The organism is Mesorhizobium sp. WSM4871 (genome assembly GCF_055811295.1).
In genome coordinates, this window is record NZ_JBVVPU010000004.1 from 358,475 (window position 1) to 375,932 (window position 17,458).

General features: G+C 64.0%; 22 protein-coding genes. 14 read left to right on the top strand and 8 right to left on the bottom strand.

Annotation, left to right across the window (positions count from 1 at the left end; translation table 11 throughout):
• Positions 1-19 precede the first annotated feature (19 nt).
• Both AC0L2H_RS11025 and AC0L2H_RS11030 read right to left on the bottom strand, forming a co-directional pair.
• Complete coding sequence (locus AC0L2H_RS11025; RefSeq protein WP_473590220.1) at positions 20-571, bottom strand: RES family NAD+ phosphorylase; 552 nt, start codon at positions 569-571, stop codon at positions 20-22.
• A 3-nt stretch (positions 572-574) separates the two neighbouring features.
• Positions 575-922, bottom strand: coding sequence for a hypothetical protein (locus AC0L2H_RS11030; protein ID WP_473590221.1), 348 nt, complete (start codon positions 920-922; stop codon positions 575-577).
• A gap of 237 nt (positions 923-1,159) precedes the next feature.
• On the opposite strand from AC0L2H_RS11030, the gene AC0L2H_RS11035 reads away from it, so the two are divergent.
• Positions 1,160-1,903 carry a 2OG-Fe(II) oxygenase gene (locus tag AC0L2H_RS11035; protein WP_473590222.1) on the top strand — a complete coding sequence of 248 codons (744 nt, stop codon included), beginning with the start codon at positions 1,160-1,162 and terminating at the stop codon, positions 1,901-1,903.
• Between the two features lie 45 nt (positions 1,904-1,948).
• Here the strand turns inward: AC0L2H_RS11035 and AC0L2H_RS11040 are convergent, their stop codons facing one another.
• Together AC0L2H_RS11040 and AC0L2H_RS11045 are read right to left on the bottom strand one after the other, a co-directional pair.
• Entirely contained in the window at positions 1,949-2,653 is a 705-nt protein-coding gene (locus tag AC0L2H_RS11040; protein ID WP_473590223.1) for a pseudouridine synthase, read from the bottom strand.
• Positions 2,654-2,749: 96 nt separating this feature from the next.
• Complete coding sequence (locus AC0L2H_RS11045) at positions 2,750-3,418, bottom strand: GntR family transcriptional regulator (protein ID WP_473590224.1); 669 nt, start codon at positions 3,416-3,418, stop codon at positions 2,750-2,752.
• A 148-nt stretch (positions 3,419-3,566) separates the two neighbouring features.
• Between AC0L2H_RS11045 and AC0L2H_RS11050 the strand changes: the two genes are divergently transcribed.
• Positions 3,567-4,799 (top strand): NAD(P)/FAD-dependent oxidoreductase, encoded by a 1,233-nt coding sequence (locus AC0L2H_RS11050; RefSeq protein ID WP_473590225.1) that lies wholly within the window; start codon positions 3,567-3,569, stop codon positions 4,797-4,799.
• A gap of 217 nt (positions 4,800-5,016) precedes the next feature.
• A complete protein-coding gene (locus AC0L2H_RS11055; RefSeq protein WP_473590226.1) occupies positions 5,017-5,922 on the top strand; it encodes a LysR family transcriptional regulator in 906 nt (301 codons plus the stop codon).
• A 50-nt stretch (positions 5,923-5,972) separates the two neighbouring features.
• Here the strand turns inward: AC0L2H_RS11055 and AC0L2H_RS11060 are convergent, their stop codons facing one another.
• Entirely contained in the window at positions 5,973-6,227 is a 255-nt protein-coding gene (locus AC0L2H_RS11060; protein ID WP_473590227.1) for a Txe/YoeB family addiction module toxin, read from the bottom strand.
• Positions 6,224-6,478, bottom strand: a complete 255-nt coding sequence (locus tag AC0L2H_RS11065; RefSeq protein WP_473590228.1) for a type II toxin-antitoxin system Phd/YefM family antitoxin — start codon at positions 6,476-6,478, stop codon at positions 6,224-6,226. Before AC0L2H_RS11065 ends, AC0L2H_RS11060 begins: the two co-directional genes overlap by 4 nt.
• Before the next feature lie 289 nt (positions 6,479-6,767).
• On the opposite strand from AC0L2H_RS11065, the gene AC0L2H_RS11070 reads away from it, so the two are divergent.
• From AC0L2H_RS11070 to AC0L2H_RS11090, 5 genes are read left to right on the top strand one after another with little or no spacing between them, the layout of a single operon-like run.
• On the top strand, positions 6,768-7,544 hold the full coding sequence (locus AC0L2H_RS11070) for an ECF transporter S component (protein WP_473590229.1): 777 nt from the start codon (positions 6,768-6,770) through the stop codon (positions 7,542-7,544).
• A 38-nt stretch (positions 7,545-7,582) separates the two neighbouring features.
• Complete coding sequence (locus AC0L2H_RS11075; RefSeq protein WP_473590230.1) at positions 7,583-9,367, top strand: ABC transporter ATP-binding protein; 1,785 nt, start codon at positions 7,583-7,585, stop codon at positions 9,365-9,367.
• Positions 9,368-10,198 (top strand): energy-coupling factor transporter transmembrane component T family protein, encoded by an 831-nt coding sequence (locus AC0L2H_RS11080; protein WP_473590231.1) that lies wholly within the window; start codon positions 9,368-9,370, stop codon positions 10,196-10,198.
• On the top strand, positions 10,195-10,629 hold the full coding sequence (locus tag AC0L2H_RS11085) for a nuclear transport factor 2 family protein (protein WP_473590232.1): 435 nt from the start codon (positions 10,195-10,197) through the stop codon (positions 10,627-10,629). The genes AC0L2H_RS11080 and AC0L2H_RS11085 overlap by 4 nt, the downstream gene beginning before the upstream one ends.
• On the top strand, positions 10,626-11,264 hold the full coding sequence (locus AC0L2H_RS11090) for an NAD(P)H-dependent oxidoreductase (protein ID WP_473590233.1): 639 nt from the start codon (positions 10,626-10,628) through the stop codon (positions 11,262-11,264). Before AC0L2H_RS11085 ends, AC0L2H_RS11090 begins: the two co-directional genes overlap by 4 nt.
• Positions 11,265-11,351: 87 nt before the next feature.
• On the opposite strand, the gene AC0L2H_RS11095 is transcribed toward AC0L2H_RS11090, so the two are convergent.
• On the bottom strand, positions 11,352-11,573 hold the full coding sequence (locus AC0L2H_RS11095) for a hypothetical protein (RefSeq protein ID WP_097572505.1): 222 nt from the start codon (positions 11,571-11,573) through the stop codon (positions 11,352-11,354).
• A 250-nt stretch (positions 11,574-11,823) separates the two neighbouring features.
• Here AC0L2H_RS11095 and AC0L2H_RS11100 point away from each other — a divergent pair, with 250 nt between their 5' ends.
• Genes AC0L2H_RS11100 through AC0L2H_RS11110 form a run of 3 tightly spaced genes read left to right on the top strand, consistent with a single transcriptional unit; the run spans position 11,824 to position 13,901 of the window.
• Positions 11,824-12,102 carry a metal-sensing transcriptional repressor gene (locus tag AC0L2H_RS11100; protein ID WP_473590234.1) on the top strand — a complete coding sequence of 93 codons (279 nt, stop codon included), beginning with the start codon at positions 11,824-11,826 and terminating at the stop codon, positions 12,100-12,102.
• Entirely contained in the window at positions 12,099-13,145 is a 1,047-nt protein-coding gene (locus AC0L2H_RS11105) for a cation diffusion facilitator family transporter (protein ID WP_473590235.1), read from the top strand. The genes AC0L2H_RS11100 and AC0L2H_RS11105 overlap by 4 nt, the downstream gene beginning before the upstream one ends.
• Positions 13,146-13,184: 39 nt before the next feature.
• The gene (locus AC0L2H_RS11110; RefSeq protein WP_473590236.1) at positions 13,185-13,901 is read left to right on the top strand and encodes a HoxN/HupN/NixA family nickel/cobalt transporter; all 717 of its coding nucleotides are present in this window, start codon (positions 13,185-13,187) and stop codon (positions 13,899-13,901) included.
• Between the two features lie 136 nt (positions 13,902-14,037).
• Here AC0L2H_RS11110 and AC0L2H_RS11115 read toward each other — a convergent pair whose 3' ends face one another.
• Complete coding sequence (locus AC0L2H_RS11115; RefSeq protein WP_473590237.1) at positions 14,038-14,403, bottom strand: VOC family protein; 366 nt, start codon at positions 14,401-14,403, stop codon at positions 14,038-14,040.
• Between the two features lie 148 nt (positions 14,404-14,551).
• Between AC0L2H_RS11115 and AC0L2H_RS11120 the strand changes: the two genes are divergently transcribed.
• From AC0L2H_RS11120 to AC0L2H_RS11130, 3 genes are all read left to right on the top strand, one after another.
• A complete protein-coding gene (locus AC0L2H_RS11120) occupies positions 14,552-14,881 on the top strand; it encodes a hypothetical protein (RefSeq protein ID WP_473590238.1) in 330 nt (109 codons plus the stop codon).
• 10 nt (positions 14,882-14,891) lie between these two features.
• Positions 14,892-15,782 (top strand): sigma-70 family RNA polymerase sigma factor, encoded by an 891-nt coding sequence (locus tag AC0L2H_RS11125; RefSeq protein WP_473590239.1) that lies wholly within the window; start codon positions 14,892-14,894, stop codon positions 15,780-15,782.
• Between the two features lie 784 nt (positions 15,783-16,566).
• Positions 16,567-17,412, top strand: coding sequence for a DJ-1/PfpI family protein (locus AC0L2H_RS11130; RefSeq protein WP_473590240.1), 846 nt, complete (start codon positions 16,567-16,569; stop codon positions 17,410-17,412).
• The last annotated feature ends 46 nt before the right edge of the window (positions 17,413-17,458 follow it).

Genomic DNA, 17,458 nt, shown 5'->3' on the forward strand with positions numbered 1-17,458 from the left:
GCTGCGATAGCACCGAGCGCTATGTCCAGTCGATTTCGCCGTGGTCGGTTTTGGTTGTCATCGCTTCCGGCGGCAGCCGATCGCAAAAGGCAATGACATTCAGGCAATCATATCGAGCGCTCGGGACGATCAGGCCGTCATAGTCGAGGAAATGTGCAACCTCACCGATATCTTGCGACCTGGGATATTCAGCATTCTTCTCTTGATAGGAAAGTTGCCCATAGCGCGCGGTGTCCAGACCAAGTGCCTGCAACGCAGCGAGGTCGAGCAGTCGGAGAGCCCGTTCCAACGCCAGATCAATCTCAAAAAGATTGTACTTGACGCGTGAGGGGACCACCGGTTGCCCGCGCGTGAGGTGGAATCTCATTTCGCTTAGTGCGCCCTCCCGCCTTTCGGAGGTGTAGAGCACGTCAAATGTTCCATCATCCCAACGGCCACCTGAGCTCGAGCACTGGGTCGGATCGCGGCCCTGGCGCACCACGCGCCAGACCGTTCCGGAGTATTCGACCGGAGCGATCGCCTCGATGGCGTCAATGAGCTGGTTATCGCGTCGTTTCCTTCCGGCGGTCATCAATTAAAGGAAGACCTCGTTCTCAAGCCGATCGATCACCTTGAGGACGTCGATGCTACGGTCATCGTGAATAAGGTCGATCGCTCTTTCCCCGTTCAACTGGGGGTGCCGGGCATAAAGCCATGTCCTGATTTCGCTCGCCTCGTAGAATTCCTGCAGACGGCCGACGATGTAATGCAGGTCCGACAGGATAAGCTCGCTTCGCGGCTGCGGCTTGATGTCTCCGGCCTTCCATCGGGAAACCGTGGCTTTCGAAACCTCGGTGATGTTTGCAATATCAGTACCCTTGAGGCCACCAAGAGTGCTCAATTCGTCGAGGAATCTTGGGACTGCCCGCAACGCCATGCTCATCTTTTTTAGACTCCTGTTTGGCAATGCGCAAATGCGTTTCACGAAAATGAAATATGAAACCATAATGTTAATGTCAAGGCAGGTTGTGCTCGTGAGCGAAGCAAGGAGGCGCCACCGATGCTTGAATTTACGGACCCGACACCTCTGTTATGCGCGGCCGGTTGGCAGGAAACGGGTGGTTCGCGGGGGTTGTTTCGCCCATCTCTGATGGCAGAAGAAGCCATTGGAGGCAAAGCCATGACCATCCATTCGATAGGTTCGAAAGCGGCGGTTCGGTCGGCGCAAACGCGGGTCGCCGGATATGATTGGAAAATGCTGGCCGGCGAGTTGAGCAACCACGGCTGCGCGGTGATGGAAAAGCTGCTGACGCCGGAAGAATGCCAGGAGATCGCCAGTCTTTACCCGCATGAGGAGCATTTCCGCAGCCATGTCCACATGGCGCGGCATGGTTTTGGCAAGGGCGAATATCGCTATTTCCGTTATCCCTTGCCCGACCTGATCGGCGGGTTGCGCAGCGCGCTCTATCCGCAGCTTGCCGCGGTCGCCAACGACTGGAACGAGCGCATGGGCATCGCCCAGCGCTACCCGGCCGAACATGGCGCGTTCCTCCAACAGTGCCACGAGCAGGGCCAGACGCGGCCGACGCCGCTGTTGCTGCAATACGTTCCCGGCGACTTCAACTGCCTGCACCAGGATCTCTACGGCGACCTTGCCTTTCCACTGCAGGTGGCGATCCTGCTTTCGGAGCCGGGAAAGGATTTCACCGGCGGCGAGTTCGTGCTGACCGAACAGCGGCCGCGCATGCAGAGCAGGGCCGAGGTGGTGCCGCTCAGCCAGGGCGACGCGGTGGCCTTCGCGGTCCACAACCGCCCGGTGCAGGGCACCAAGGGCAATTACCGGGTCAATCTCAGGCACGGTGTCAGTCGGCTTCGCTCGGGTATGCGCCACACCGTCGGCATCATCTTCCACGACGCGAAATGACGCCTGTCGGCGACGGAGGAGCGGTGCAGACGCGATGGCCCGTTTTCAAGCGCGAAACAGCGCCAGCTCTTCGGCCGTGAGATGGCGAGCCTTGCCCTTGGCGAGGTCGCCGAGCTGCAAGCGGCCGATCGCCACCCGCAGCAGGCGGAGCACCTCGATATCGCAGGCGTCCAGCATACGGCGGATGTGGCGGTTGCGGCCCTCGTCGAGCGTGATTTCCAGCCAGGCGGTGCTGGTGCCGCTGCGCAGGATGCCGATCGAGCGCGCCGTCAACAGCTCGCCATCGACCGTCACGCCGGCGCGCAGCCGCGCCAGCAGGGCCGCGTCGGGCTGGGCGGCGACCTGCACGTGATAGATCTTGGCGACGTGCGAGGCAGGGTCGAGCAGGCGCTGGGCAAAGCGCGTGTCGTTGGTCATCAGGAGCAGGCCTTCGCTGGCCTTGTCGAGGCGGCCGACCGGCGAGACGAAAGGCAGGTCGAGCCCGGCCAGGCAATCATAGACGGTGCCGCGATCCTGCGGATCGTCGCGGGTGGTGACCAGGCCGCGCGGCTTGTTCAGCATGAGGTAGACCTTGCGCTCGGCAACGACGCGCCTTTCGTCGAACTCGATGCGGTCGCGGCCGGGATCGACGCGCATCGAGCCGTTGCGCACGATCTTGCCCGCGACCTTGACGCGCCCTTCGGCGACCAGAACTTCCGCCTGCTTGCGCGAGCACAGGCCGAGCTTCGACAGCGCCCGGCAAAGGCTCACTCCCGGGGGGCTTGCTCCCTGAGAGGTGGCTTCGCGGCGCGGTCGGCCGCTGTTTGGTCGCGGCGTCATGGGCTTGCGTGATCGTTCCCGCAAAGATCAGGGCTTTCTCGCCGGCCCGGCCTGGGCGAGCGTTGCCATGCCGTCGCCGAGATGCTTGCGCAGGACGCGGACGGCCGCGGCGGCATCGCGGTGGCGGCAGGTCGTCAACAGGTCGCGGTGCTCCTCCTGCGATTGGCTGCGATAGTTGAGGTTCGACAGGAGAACACGCACGTAGCGGTCGGCGGCATTGTGATGGGCCTCGATCAGGCCGAGCAGCCGGGCGTTGCCGCAGGCGCTGTAGAGCGCCAGATGGAAGATACGGTTCAGCGTGCCCCAGCGGCCGACATCCGGCTCGGCGTCGATCTGGTTGAGCACATGGCCGGCCTCGTCGAGTTTTTCCCTGGTGAGGTTAGGGACCGAGAGCCGCAGCGCTTCGCTCTCGAGCAATTCGCGGACGGCGAAGATCTCCCTGATCTCGGTCGTGTCCATCCTGGCGACATGGGCGCCCTTGGTCGGATGGATCGAAACGATGCCTTCGGCCTCGAGTTGGCGTAGCGCGTCGCGGACCGGCATGCGACTGAAGCCGAAGCGCTCGGCAAGGTCATCCTGGCGCAGCGGCGTGCCCGCCGCCAGGCTGCCGTCGGCGATCGATTCGCGCAGCACATTCGCCACCTGTTCCGCCACCGTCAGCGGTTTCTGCACCAAGCCTTCGCCCAGACCACGCAATCGATGCCTCCCTGTTACGTCGACCCCTGTTTACGTCAACCCATGTCACGCGCCGGCCTTGCCTAGCAGAAAGCCGCTTGCCTGGATATGTGGATTCCCGTATACGAGTATACGAGACGGCTTTGCATGTTATGCACGGGGGAACGCCATGGCGCTTACACCGGGTGGCAGGAAATCGGGCTCCAGACCGGTGGATGCGATCGTCATCGGCGGCGGCATTGCCGGCTGCACGCTGGCTTACGAACTGGCGTCGCGGGGCGTCAAACCGATCATTCTCGAGCAGGGCGTGATCGCCGCCGAATCATCGGGACGCAACACCGGCACCTTGCTCAGCGGCCCGCAAAGCGAAGTCGTCGAAATGCTCGATGCCTGCGCGGCGATCTATGCGGAGCTGGCCGAAGGGCCGGTGCCTTTCGAGTTCGGCAGGATCGGCCACCTTCTCATCTCGGAGGACGAGGCCAGTTTCGAGGCGGCCGGCGTGGTGGCGGATCGCTACCGGGCCGCCGGCATTGCCATGGAAAAGCTCACCGGCGCGGAACTCGCGCGCGACCATCCCCGCATCGGCTTCAAGGTGGCTGGCGGCTATAGCGTCGGCCGCGCCTGGACGCTGGAGCCCATGGGGGCGACCCATGCCTTCGCGCATGCCGCCCGCGAGGCGGGCGGCACAATCCGGACAGGGCTTCGCGTCGCCCAGATCTTCTCCAAGGGCGGCAAGGTGCAGGGCGTGCTGACCGACCAGGGCATCATATCAGCCGATCTTGTCTTCATCGCCAACGGGTTGTGGATGAGCGACCTGCTCAGGCGCACCGTCGGCGACGGGCCGCTGCCCGGCCTGCCGTTCACCGCCGGCCGCGGCTGGCTGATCCAGCTCGGCAAGCTCGACTTCGAGCTGCCATGGATCGTCGAGGAACTGACCTGGCCGGATCAGGAGGAACTGGGACGGCGGATGCGCCTCGAAGGCCTTGCCGATGTCGCCGCGCAGCGCGACGACCAGCCGGCCGTGGAAGCCATCTGCCTCAATCCGATGCGCGGCGGCGATGCCCGGCTCGGCGCGTCGGTGCAGCCGGCCTTCCGCGATCTCGTCCGCAATACCGACATGGCCAGCCGGATCGCCGGCCGCACGCTGCGCATGCTGCCCGGGCTCGGTTCGCCGCGGGTTAGCAACGTCTATCCCGGCAACCGACCGATGCTCCGCGACGGTCTTCCGGTCGCCGGCAGGACCGCCGTCGAGGGCCTGTTCGTGCATGGCGGCATGGGCTCCATCGGCATGCACGCGGCACCGGCCACGGCGCGCTGGCTGGTGGAAGCCGTGCTTGCCGGCGGCGGTAACCCGGCGCAGGAATGGCTGCGCCCGGACCGTTTTCCCGGCTGGGGGAAATGAGCGGCCCGCCTCTCAAACAGATTCACCCCTGGTGCGCATCCCTTTGAGAGTAAAGAGGATTCTGTTGCCTAAGCGCGTCGTGTCTGCTGCGTGGGACGGAGAGGCCGGCGGGACAGAGTCGGCGTCGTAGAGCGTCGGCTTCGGCGAGCAGGCCTTGACGCGACAGGCAGTGTTCCGTCTGATGCCGCAAGCAGCGCAACGCCAGCCGGGAGATCGCTTGATACACTCTCGTTTGCTTCGCTATCTCGACGAAGTGGCCCGCTGCGGCTCGATCCGCAAGGCGGCGGTGACGCTCAATGTCGCGGCGTCGGCGATCAACCGGCAGATCATCGCGCTGGAGCAGCAACTGGGAACGCCGCTTTTCGAACGGCTGCCCGGCCAGATGCGGCCGACCGCGGCCGGCGAGGTGCTAATCACCCATGCCAGGGAGACGCTGAAGCATCACCGGAAAGCGATCGAACGGATCGAGACGCTGAAGGACGGGCGGTTCGCCAGCGCCTCGATCGCCACGGTGGGCGGGCTCTCCAACGACATGCTGTCCTACGCGCTGGCCGAATATCGCCGCGAACGGCCGTTTACGCGGTTTTCCGTCAGCGTGCTGGCGGCCGACGACATCGCGGTGCAGGTCGCCGCCGGCGAGATCGATCTGGGTTTTGCCTTCGATCTTCCCGAAACGCCCAATCTGACGGTGGGCGCCTCGATGCTGAGCCCTTGCGGCGCCGTCGTCCTGCCCGACCATGCGCTTGCCTCGAAAGCCGTGCTGCGCCTCGGCGACCTCAGGCGGTTTCCGCTGATCATGCCGCCGCAGGGCGTGATGCTGCGCGACCATTTCGACCATGCCTGCGCCACCGCCGGCCTGTCGCTGGAGCCGGTGCTGGAATCCAACAGTTTCGAACTGCTCAAGCATTTCGCGCTGCTCGACCAGGGGGTCGCCATCCTCAACCGGATCGACGTGCTGCACAGCCATCTGTCGGGGGCGGTCTCCTTCATCCCGATCGCCGAGCTTTCCCGCTTCACCCAGCGGCTCAGCGTCGTGCACCGCGCCCGCGGCCGGCTGGCGCCACTGCCCAGCCATCTGCTGGAAAGGTTGTGCAGCCTGATCACCAGCCAGAGCGGATCGTGAAACGCAAGAGGTGCTTGTGGCTTAGAAACCCGTCGTTCGCGGCGGTGGTGTCAATAGTGGAACCGGCACTGTGCAATCAGCAGGCCGTCCTCGGTCGGCCGGTACACCAGCCGGTGTTCCTGCGTGAGGCGCCGCGACCACCAGCCTGACAGCGGCCCGCGCAATGGCTCCGGCTTGCCCGTGCCGGTGAAAGGCGTGCGCAGGCATTCCTTGATAAGCCCGTTGAGGCGCAGCAGCAGCTTCGGGTCGGTGGCCTGCCAGTGCAGGTAATCCTCCCAGGCCTGCTCGTGAAAGACGAGCTTCACTCGGAAAGCTCGCGCTCGCTTCCCTTGCCCTGGTCGAGATCGGCGATCGCGCCAAGCAGCCGCTCGGCGTTCGCCGGGTTGCGCAGCAGGTAGCGCGTTTCCTCATAGGAGGCGAAATCCTCCAGCGACATCAGCACCGCTGCCGGCTTTCCCTTGTCGCGGGTGATCAGCACGGGGGCATGATCCGCCGTCACGCTGTCGAGCATGGCGGCAAGGTTCTTCCGTAGATCGCTGTAAGAGGTGGTACGCATGGCCTCATATGTACGTATTTGAGTACAATATGCAAGAGAGGATTGCCTGCCCGCGTCGGACGGTAGTCAGGTCCCAACCTGTCCCCGTTGCCTTTTAGGCATCGGGGCGCGCGCGCTTTGATGCTTTGAGGCGTACGCATTTTCGGTCACATTCCCCATGGGAACACAAAGCATGTCGCCCAGAAGTGCGCAGCGAGTTTGGGGCAACGACTTGCATAAAAAGCGAGCAACGCCGCGCAGGCGACGCGTTGCGACCAGCGAAAACGCTGCTCAAACAAGGGGAACAACAATGACAGCCGATGCTCCGCAACCTCGCAGTCTGGTCACGACGGGAGGCGTCTCGATCGGAGGCGCGCCCGTATCCTACACCGCCATCCTGGCGGCACTCGTCGCCGTGCTCGCCTTCATACCGGCCTCGATCGTGGTCGGCGGCATGGGGGGAGGGTGGCCGCTGCACGACGTCATCCATCCGCTGCTCGGCCTGCTGCTTGGTCCGATCGCCGGGCCGATCGCCTCGGTCGTCGGCATCGTCATCGGCAACGTCATCGCGCCCTACACCAATCTTGGACCCTGGAGCCCGCTGATGGGCGCCATGAGCGCCTTTGCCGTCGGCATGGTCATGTATCCAAAGCACTCGCTCTGGTATGTGCCGTGGATCATCACGCTGGCGGCGAACCTGATCTACCTCTGGCAGTCGCTGTCCTTCGGCATCGGCTTCTGGCTGTGGCTGAGCAATGTCTTCACGGTCGACGTGGCGCTGATCCTGATCGCCATTCCACAGATCAGGAACTGGGCGATCGACCAGATCCGCAATGGCGCGGCCAGCCTGTCGCTCTATGGCGCCTATTTCGTGGTGTTCTTCTTCGGCTCGACGGCGGGCATCCAGCTCAACTGGGTGCCGTCCTTCGCGACCAATCCGTGGCCGGCCGAAGTGTGGCCGCCGCTGGTCTTCATCATCTTCGCCGAGCGCGTCGTCTTCACCGCCGTCGGCGCGCTGGTCGCCTTCGCGCTCATCGCCGCCATTCGCCGGTCTCCCATCGCAAAGGCGAAGCTGGCGGGTTACTGATGCCGCAGGCCAAGACAGTGCCGGGGGAGGATGGGCAAATGCCCATCCGGGATGGACATCCGCCCATCCCGGATGAAGCACCGCTCATCCGCTTCGACAATGTCAGCTACCGCTATCCCGGCGCCGACCGACCGGCGCTGGACAAGATCAGTTTGACGATCGGCCGCGGCGAGATCGTCGGCGTGATCGGACCGACCGGCGCCGGCAAGACGACGTTCTGCCTGGCGCTGAACGGAATCGTGCCGCAATTCTTCGGCGGTGAATTCTATGGCAGCATCCATATTGCCGGCCTCGACGCCATCGAGACGCCGACCAGCCGGCTGGCGCAACTGGTCGGCATGGTGTTCGAGGACCCCGAAACGCAGATCACCGCGACCACCGTTGAGGGCGAGGTGGCCTTCGCGCTGGAGAACCTGAAAGTGCCGACGCCCGAAATCGTCCGTCGTGTCGGCGAGGCGCTGAAGGCGGTCGGTCTCGCCGGACAGGAAACCCGGCATCCGGCCAATCTGTCGGGCGGCCAGAAGCAGCGGCTGTCGATTGCCGCGGCGCTGGCGCTGTCGTCCGACATCATCGTGCTCGACGAGCCGACCTCGCAGCTCGACCCCGTCGCGTCGGCGGAAGTCTTCGCCATCCTGCTGAGATTGAATCGCGAGAACGGCCTGACGGTCGTCATAGCCAGCCACGCCAGCGAGGAGCTCGCCGAAATCGCCAACCGCGTCCTGCTCATCTCCGACGGCAAGATAGCGGCCGAAGGGCCGCCCGAAACGGTCTTTGCCGCAACTGACATGCTGGCCGAGCATCGCGTGCGCCCGCCCGACATCGTGCGCAGCTTCGAGGTGCTTGTCCGTGATGCCAAAAATTCCAGTGCACCTGGCCGCCGCAAACCGCCCGCCCTGCCGGTGACGCTCAGTGCGGCCGAAGCGGCGATCAAGGCATATCCGCTGACTGTCTCGTTGCCGGCCACCGCCCCAATGGAGACGCGACGCGATGTCTCCGAGGCCAGGATTGCGCTGGCGGTCAAGGGGCTGACCCATATCTATCCCGATGGCACGCAGGCGCTGCGTGGCGTCGATTTGACGGTCGCCAATGGCGAGTTCCTCGGCATTGTCGGCCGCAACGGCAGCGGCAAATCCACGCTGGTGCGGCATTTCCTGCATCTGCTTTCGCCATCCTCGGGCGCGGTGCGCGTCGGCGGCGAAGATGTCTCGACGCTCAAGGTGAGCGAGCTTGCGCAGCGCATCGGCTATGTCTCGCAGAACGCGCATGCCCAGGTCTTCTGCGACACGGTGGCCAAGGAAGTCGGCTTCGCGCTGTCGATGATGAAGCGGCCCAAGAGCGATATCGATGCCGCCGTCAGCCGCTCGCTGGTGGCGATGGATCTTGCCCAGGCCGCCGACCAGCATCCGATGTCGCTCAGCCGCGGCGACCGGCTGCGCGTCGTCATCGCCGCCGTGCTGGCGCTCGAACCTGAAATCCTGATCTTCGACGAGCCGACCACCGGCCAGGACTGGCGCGGCTCGCTGGCCATCCTCGACATGCTGCAGACCCTGAACCGGATGGGCAAGACGGTGGTGCTCATCACCCATCATCTCTATCTGCTGCCGGGCTATGTCGACCGCCTCGTCGTCATGGATGGCGGCAGGATCGTCGGTGACGGCGCGCTGCGGGACGTCTTCTACGACAATTCGGCGATGGAAGCCGCCGGCCTGGTGCCGCCGCAGACGGTGCGCTTCGCCGGGCATATGCCGGCGCTTGGCGTCGCCCGCCCGCTTGGTCCGGACGATCTGGCGGCAATGCTCGGCGCCCGGCTGGAGGTCGCCTAGATGGTCAGCTACGCCATCCAGCTTTTGCCGGCCGAGACCATTTTCGCCCGCGCCGACATGCGGGTGAAGTTCGCGCTGCTTCTGCTGGCAAGCTCGCTGATCTTCGTCTGGAACAGCATTGTGCTGCAGGCAGCGTTCCTGGCCGTCATTGTCGGGCTGATGTTCTCGGCGGGCATCACCGCCGCCACCATCCGCAAGCTCACTCTTATCGTGTTGCCGGCGCTGGTGCTGATCACGGTGGTCCAGGGCCTTTGGAGCCCGTTCGGCAAGACGCCGGTCTTCGCCGTGCCGGCCGGCGTGCCGCTCATCGGCTCGCTCAACATCTTTTTTTATGTCGAAGGCCTGCTGTTCGGCCTGGTGGTCTGCTGCCGCGTGCTGATCCCGATGCTGGCGTTTCAGCTGGTGTTCATGACCAGCCAGCCCAACGATATCGTGCTCGGGCTGGTGCGGATCGGCGTGCCCTACCGCATCGCCTTCCTGTTTTCGACGACATTCCGTTTCGTGCCGCTGCTGTTCCAGGAACTGGAGGGGATCAAGGAGGCGCAGCGGCTGCGCGGCATCGACATCGATGGCATCGGCATGCTGCGCAAGCTGATCGCGCTCGGCCGCATGCTGGTGCCGCTGATCATGATCTCGCTGACCAAGGCCCAGCTGATGGAGATCGCGCTGCAGGCGAAGGCGTTCAGCGGCTCGGCCGACCGCACCAGCCTGCATCCGTCTCGCGAAAGATTGTCGGCCGGCGAAATTGTGGCCATCGGCGCCTGCTTCGCCGTCTTTGCAGCGGCGCTGGCCAGCCGGTTGCTGTTCGGTTTTGGAGGTGAGGTGCTGTGAGCATATTGGCCCCCGACGCCAGGATCGATTGCGATGCCGCCACGCTCGCCATGCTCGAGCGGCAGGCGTATGCGTGGAAATCCGGCGACTTCTCTGCCGCGGCCGCCGACTGGCATCCTGACGGGGTGCTGACGGCGCCGGGCAACCGGGTGCCCTACCATTGGCTGGGGCGCACCATCGCCGATTTTTATCGCGACTATGGCGATCTCAGCGTGACCATCACCACCGCCTTTGCCTCCGCCGACGGCAGGCGGATCGCGCTGGAATGGCTGTGGGAGGTGACGCGGCGGCGCGACGGCGCCCGCAGCCTGAGCGAGGACGCCATACTCATCGATCTCGACAGCGACGGGCGCATCCTGTCGTGGCGCGAATATTTCGACACGGCAAGCGCCGTGGAAGACCACCACCACAGACCCCAGAGTTCAGCATGAAAGTCCTTGTCGTCTATTGCCACCCTTGTACCGACAGCTTCAACGGCGCCGTGCGCGACACCGTGCTGGAGACGCTTGCCGAACGAGGCCACGCGGTTCACCTCCTCGACCTCTATGCGACCGGCTTCGATCCGGTCATGCGCGCCGACGAGTGGCGCGGCTATGGCGACAAGGCAGGCAACCTCGAACCGGTCATCGACCGGGCGCAGGAATTGCTGTGGGCGGAGACGGTCATCTTCATCTACCCGACCTGGTGGTACGGGCTGCCGGCCATGCTGAAGGGCTGGCTGGAGCGGGTGCTGGTGCCGGGCTTCGCCTTCGACATGCCGACGGCGCAGCGCGGCCCGCGACCCAAGCTGCGCCACATACGCCGGGTGTTGGTGATGACCACATGCGGTGCGACGCCGCTGATGAGCTGGATCATGGGGCAGCCCGGCCGGCGAACCCTGCTGCGCGGCTTCCGCTCCGTCTGCCATCCGCTGTGCTCGACCAAATTCCTGGCGCTCTACCGGATGGACACCGTCTCGGCGGCCGAGCGCCAGGCGCATCTGCAGCGTGTCAGGAAGGCCGTCGCCAGTCTGGGGCATGCAGCATCTGCACCTTCAGACGCGGTGCAGAAGGTGCATCGCGTCTGAAGAGGTTTCAGGTGCGCTCCATGTTAGCGCGTCCCGATAGCCGCGCCGCATCCAATCGGCCGATCGGCAGGAGAAGCGCGACAAAAGTCAATTCGACGCGGGATCGCTCAGCGTCTCGACAACGAAAGACGCGGCGATCAGGTCGTCGGCATCGAGCCGGAGCGAGCCTTCACCTCCTCCCATGATGGCGGCGACCTTCTGGAAGGTCTTCATCTCGTGCCTGGAGATATCGGCGTCCTGCATCCTGGCTTTGAGATTGGCGACGCGCAGACTTAGCGTGTGGGACGTTCCAATTTCACGGTTCGACATAATGCTGTGCTCCTCCCCAACCCGTGCTGATGTGCCCGCCCGCCAGGTATTCGGGTCTGCCCTTTCTGCCTAAATATAAGGCATCGCGAATACAGCGGCCCGAACGCGCGGTGAAAGCGAAGGTTCCAGCGCTAGACGGTCACGAAATAATACGGGGCGGGCGATGGCCGGCGCGACATCGGCCGCGGGATTGCGGAAAGGTTACTCCGAAAGATTGACTCTATCCCCTGGGGGAGGATACGAAACAGGCATGTCCGAAGGCATTCACCATTCGCATCCAGCCATCATCAAGCGCCTGAAACGCGCGCAGGGCCACCTTGCGGCGGTGCTGTCCATGTTCGAGGCGCATCGCCCCTGCGTTGATCTGGCGCAGCAGCTCCACGCCGTTGAAAGCGCCATCAGCAGCGCCAAACGCGAGCTGATCCACGATCATATCGAACATTGCCTGACAGACTCCGCGGAAACCGGCACCGCGGAAACGGGCGGCAACTCCCTGGCGGAACTCAAGCAACTGGCGAAATACCTGTGAGTGATCGAGGCGCACGCATTCTCGACTGGTTAGGCTTCGGACCGCATGATCATGCCGCCTCCAGTCACGGTCACCACAACCACGGCGGCGGGCCGCATGGCCATATCCACGGGGTCGTCGATGCGACCATAGCGACGACTGACCGGGGGATCTGGGCCATAAAATGGTCGTTCGTCATCCTGGCGATCACGGCGGCATTGCAGATGGTCGTGGTGGTCCTGTCGGGCAGCGTCGCCTTGCTGGCCGACACGATCCACAATATCGGTGACGCGGCAACCGCCATTCCGCTGTGGATCGCGTTCTTGCTCGCCCGGCGCAAGCCGTCGCCAACATTCACCTACGGTCTAGGCCGGGTCGAGGACCTCGCCGGCATCGTCATCGTGCTGATTATCCTGTTCAGCGCCATTGTCGCCGGCTACCAGGCGATCGATCGCTTGATAGATCCGCAAGTGGTGACGCATCTCGGCTGGCTGACGGCGGCGGGTATTGTCGGTTTTCTCGGCAATGAGGCCGTCGCGGTGTTCCGCATCCGGGTCGGCCGGGAAATCAACAGCGCCGCGCTCGTTGCCGATGGCTACCACGCCCGCACCGACGGCCTGACCAGCCTTGCCGTGGTCCTCGGGGCACTTGGCGTCTGGCTCGGCTTTCCGCTGGCCGACCCGATTGTCGGCCTGCTCATAACGATCGCGATCTTCGGCATCGTCTGGCAGTCGGCTCGCGCGGTGCTGACCCGCATGCTGGATGGCGTGGAGCCGGGCGTCATCGGCGAAATACACCATGCCGCCGAACATGTGGCGAGAGCGCGCATTGTCGATGCCAAGGCGCGATGGATCGGTCACAGACTGCACGCCGACATTGCCATTGCCGCGGACGAAACCTTGCCATTGTCCGAGGCGAACAAGATCACGACAGCGCTGGAGGACGAGCTGTTCGAACACATGCCGGCGCTTGCGGCAGCCAACATCCGGTTTTCGGCCGGGCATGAAGAGCTCGACCTTCCGCCCTCCCATGGACATGGCGAACATGACGGCCACAGGCACTAACCGTCGCTGCGGCCGGCTCGTTTCTGCTACGCTGCCGTGATGTTCCAGACGCTCGTCGAGTTCCAGCGCACGATCTATCTGGCGCTTGCCGAGCAGATCAAGCTGCTCTCGGCCGGAGGTGATTGGCTGGCGTTCCTGGCCTTCCTGCCGATGGGCGTCGTCTTCGGCGCCGCGCACGCGCTGACGCCGGGTCACAGCAAGGCCGTGCTGGCGACCTATCTTGCCGGGTCGGATGCCAAGGTTTCGCGCGGGCTGCTCGTATCCGTCACCTTGTCGCTTACCCATGTGACGATCGCGGTGCTGATTGCCGTCCTTTCCCTGCCGCTGGTCTCCATCGCGTTGGGCAGCGTCGGCCGTGCTCCGCTTCTGGAAGATATCAGTCGTGGGCTGCTTGGCCTGATCGGTGTCTGGATGCTCTGGCGCGCCTTGAGCCACGGCCATCACCACAGGCATGAGGGCGAGGCGGTCGGCGTCATGGCGGGCCTGATCCCATGTCCGTTGACGCTTTTCGTGATGACTTTCGCGATCTCCAGAGGCGTTCCCGGCGCCGGCATTCTGTTTGCAATCACCATGATGGTCGGGGTGGCGCTGACGCTGTCCTGCGTCGCGATCCTGTCGATCCTGTTTCGCGAACGTCTGGTGGATTTTTTCGCCAGCAAGCCACGCCTGTTCGAAACCATTTCCCGAACCATCGAGGGTATCGCCGGACTTGTTCTCGTGGGCGTTGCAGTTTGGCAGATCATATTCGCGCCGTGATCCCGGCGCCGCGGTGTCAAACAGGCAGGCGCGCGCATGGCGGTGCATCTGCGCGACGTGCTGCGCACCGTGCAGCGGCTGAATGTGGCGCGGCTTGATTTGTTCGAGCGGTGAGGGGCGAAGTTCGGGTGCCCGCCTAGCGGCTGGCGAGCACCATGCGGTTGCCCTCGCTGTCGCGAAACTCGGCCACGATGCGGCCCGGGTCCCATGGCGCCTCTTGCGGCTCGGTGATGATCTCGACGCCTCCGGACTTCAAAGCCGTGATCGTCGCCTCGACATTTTCGTCGACCAGCACCAGCACCGGCCCGGTGCTCGGCGTGTCGTCGGCGCGCCTGACCAAATGCAGGTTCGTCACCGCGCCGGGAAACGCCAGCTCGATCCAGCGCCAGCCGCTATCGCCCATTGGCTGGTCGGCCGCGACCTGGCAGGCGAGATGACTTGTGTAAAACGCCTTGGCGCGGTCCTGGTCGAACACCGGCAATTCGGCAAACTGGATATGCATGGTGGAATCTCCTGTCTTTGGTGGCTGCCTAGGGGCCGCCCTCGGGTAAAAGACGATGCGGGTGGCCAGAAAGATTCGCCCTGCCCGAGAATCTTTTCGGCAACTCCGGTCGTCTTCTGCTCAGGTCAAACATTTAAGGAAATGAACCATGGGCTTCAAACTCATCCGCTACAGCGTGAAGGACAACGAGCTGGAAGCGAACCGCGCGCTGGTGGCAAAGGTGTTCGAGGCGCTGGACGAGACCGCACCGCAAGGCCTGCGCTATCTCGTGTTCGAACTCGATGATGGCGAGTTCATCCATATTGTCGGCGAGAGGCATGTCGTCGGCGAGGGCGATGACGCATCTGGGCTGACCGGGCTTGCCGCATTCGAGGCGTTCACGCAGAACCATGCGGAGCGGCGCTCGACCCCGGTCCAGCGATCGCCCGTCAAGATCATCGGCAACTACCATGTCCTCGAGGCCGGGAAAGCCGGATAGAATGGATGCCATGAACACTGGAAAGTTCGACCGCCCGGCGCTGGAGGCGATGCTCCCGGGCTTGCGCCCGAAACTGCATCGCTACTGCGCCCGCATGGCCGGCTCGGTGATCGACGGCGAGGACATCGTGCAGGAGACGCTGCTCAAGGCGCTGCAGGCGGTCGACGGCCGTGCGGCGGTCGAGCGGCCGGAGCAATGGCTGTTTCGCATCGCCCACAATGCCGCGCAGGACCATCTGCGCCGGCGCCAGCGGGAGCGGTCGCGCATCACCGAGGCCGACATGACCACGATCGAGGATCCCTCCGGCAGTGCCGACGCACGGCTCGCCACGGCTGCCGGCCTGCGCAGCTTCATGCGGCTTTCGCTGGCGCAGCGTAGCGCCGTGATCCTGGTCGATGTGCTTGGCCTTTCCCTGCACGAAACCTGCGAGGTTTCAGGCGCGACGCTGGCCGCGACCAAGGCTGCGCTGCATCGCGGGCGGGCGCAGCTGCGCCTTTTGGCATCAGAGCCCGAACAGGCCGCCGTGCCAAAACTCGATGCCGAGGACGAGCGGCGCCTGCGCCGCTATGTCGACCTGTTCAACGCGCGCGACTTCGACGCGGTCAGGGCACTGATCGCCGAGGATATCCAGCTCGAAGTCGTCAACCGCACCCGCATGCGCGGCAAGGCGGAAGTCTCGACCTATTTCGGCAATTACGACCGCGCGAGCGACTGGGCGCTGTCGCTGGGCATCGTCGACGGCCGGCCGGCGATCCTGATCCGCAACCCTGGAGAGCCGGATGGCGCCGTGCGCGGCTTCATGCTGGTCGAATGGTCGGGCGAGCAGATCGTCCAGATCCGCGATTTCCGCTACGCAACTTGGTGCCTGGTCGATGCGGAGATCAGCGCGGTGGAGGGGTGAGGGGAGGGCTGGAATAGCGGGATATGTCGCGAAGTCGACATGGCCAAGGTTGCGCCACCGGCTGCCCTATTTATCGAGGTGGCATTTGGCACAGCTGCGGTCGCGGGTAGAACCTTCCGCCGTGACCGGAGGCGACTTCCCTGGTGGAGCTTCGAATGGCCGCTTTGCGCCGCCTTGAAGTCATTAGCCTGATAACGGCCGCATCCTGAAAGCGGACATTCCAGAGAGGGCACGTTTTGATGGGTTGGCTGCCGCCATCCTACGTCCCGCTGTCGTTCGCCATCGCGGCGCCGCTACCAACATCGAGAACATACTTCACTCATTGCGCCTGTCGCCGACACAAGTCGTCAGCTCGCCTCGCTTGTCCTTTCGCTGGACCATGTGAGCTTCTCCTTGGCTTGCATCGCCAGCTAGGCTTCGCCTCGGGAGAGGAATTCGACCTGATGTTCTATTTGTTTGCCCCGCTCTCTCGCGATGCGGAGCTGCGTCGCGACCTACGACCTACGCCACCCTGTACGGCATCTTCGTGGTGGGCGCTTTCGTAGGGCCCAGCCTGTTCGGTTACGCGTTCGACAGCACGGGCACCTATTCGGGACTCCTCGAAGCCTGTGCGCTGCTGCTCATCGGAGGCGCGGCAACGGTTCTTTTCCTGAGCCTTATCCGGAACCTGAGGCATTCGCGTAACGCCGCCGGGCCGATCCCTGCCATCGCGACCCGCTCCGTTTTTTACCTCATTTAACCAGCCGCCTTGCAGTTCCCACCCTATCGTCTTCGGAGTTTCAGGATGACCGGCTTCGGTCCTCCTACCACCGCGAAACATCAGGAGGCTTTCATGAGCAAGGGAAAAGTGGTGGTGCTGGGCTCGAACGCCACACGTATCGAAATTCAGGGAGGCGACACGGGACCGACAGGACAGTATCTTAACGAGACAGTGGTGCCGATGATGGCGCTTGTCGGGGCAGATTATGAAGTTCTGCTCGCCACTCCCTCAGGCGCCAAGCCATACATCGACCCGGCGTCCGATGCAGTCCAGCATTTCGGCGGCGATGAGGCGGCGTATCGGCGTGGCAAAGATTTCTTCGCCAACGATCCGTCGACGAACCAGGGCCGCACCTTGCGATCGGTGATCGAGGAGGGACTGGACAACTATGCGGGCGTGTTCGCCCCGGGAGGCCAAGGGCCGGTCGTCGATCTGATGCAGGACCCTGACGCGGGCGAGATACTTCGGCATTTCCATGCCGCCGGGAAGCCGACCGCACTGCTCTGCCACGGCCCGATCGTTTCGATCTCCGCCTTGCCTCGGGCGAAGGAATTTCGCGAGGCACTGATTCAGGGCAATCGCGCCGAGGCAGCGGAACTTGCGAAGGGATGGCAATATGCCGGCTACAGGATGACAGTCTATTCGGCCAGCGAGGAAAAACCCATTGAGGACAACATTCTCCACGGCAAGCTCTATTTCTACATGCCAAAAACTTTAGACCTGGCGGGCGCCAAAACGACCGTAGGCCCAGATTTCGAGCCCTATGTGATCGAGGATCGTGAGCTGATCACGGGCCAGAATCCGCGCTCAGACCATCCGATCGCCGCCGCCCTGATCGCTGCGCTGAACCGGAAGCGCGCGCGAGCTTGACAGGCAGGCACGCCGGTTCGGCCGCCCAGACGCAAGTTGTAACAAG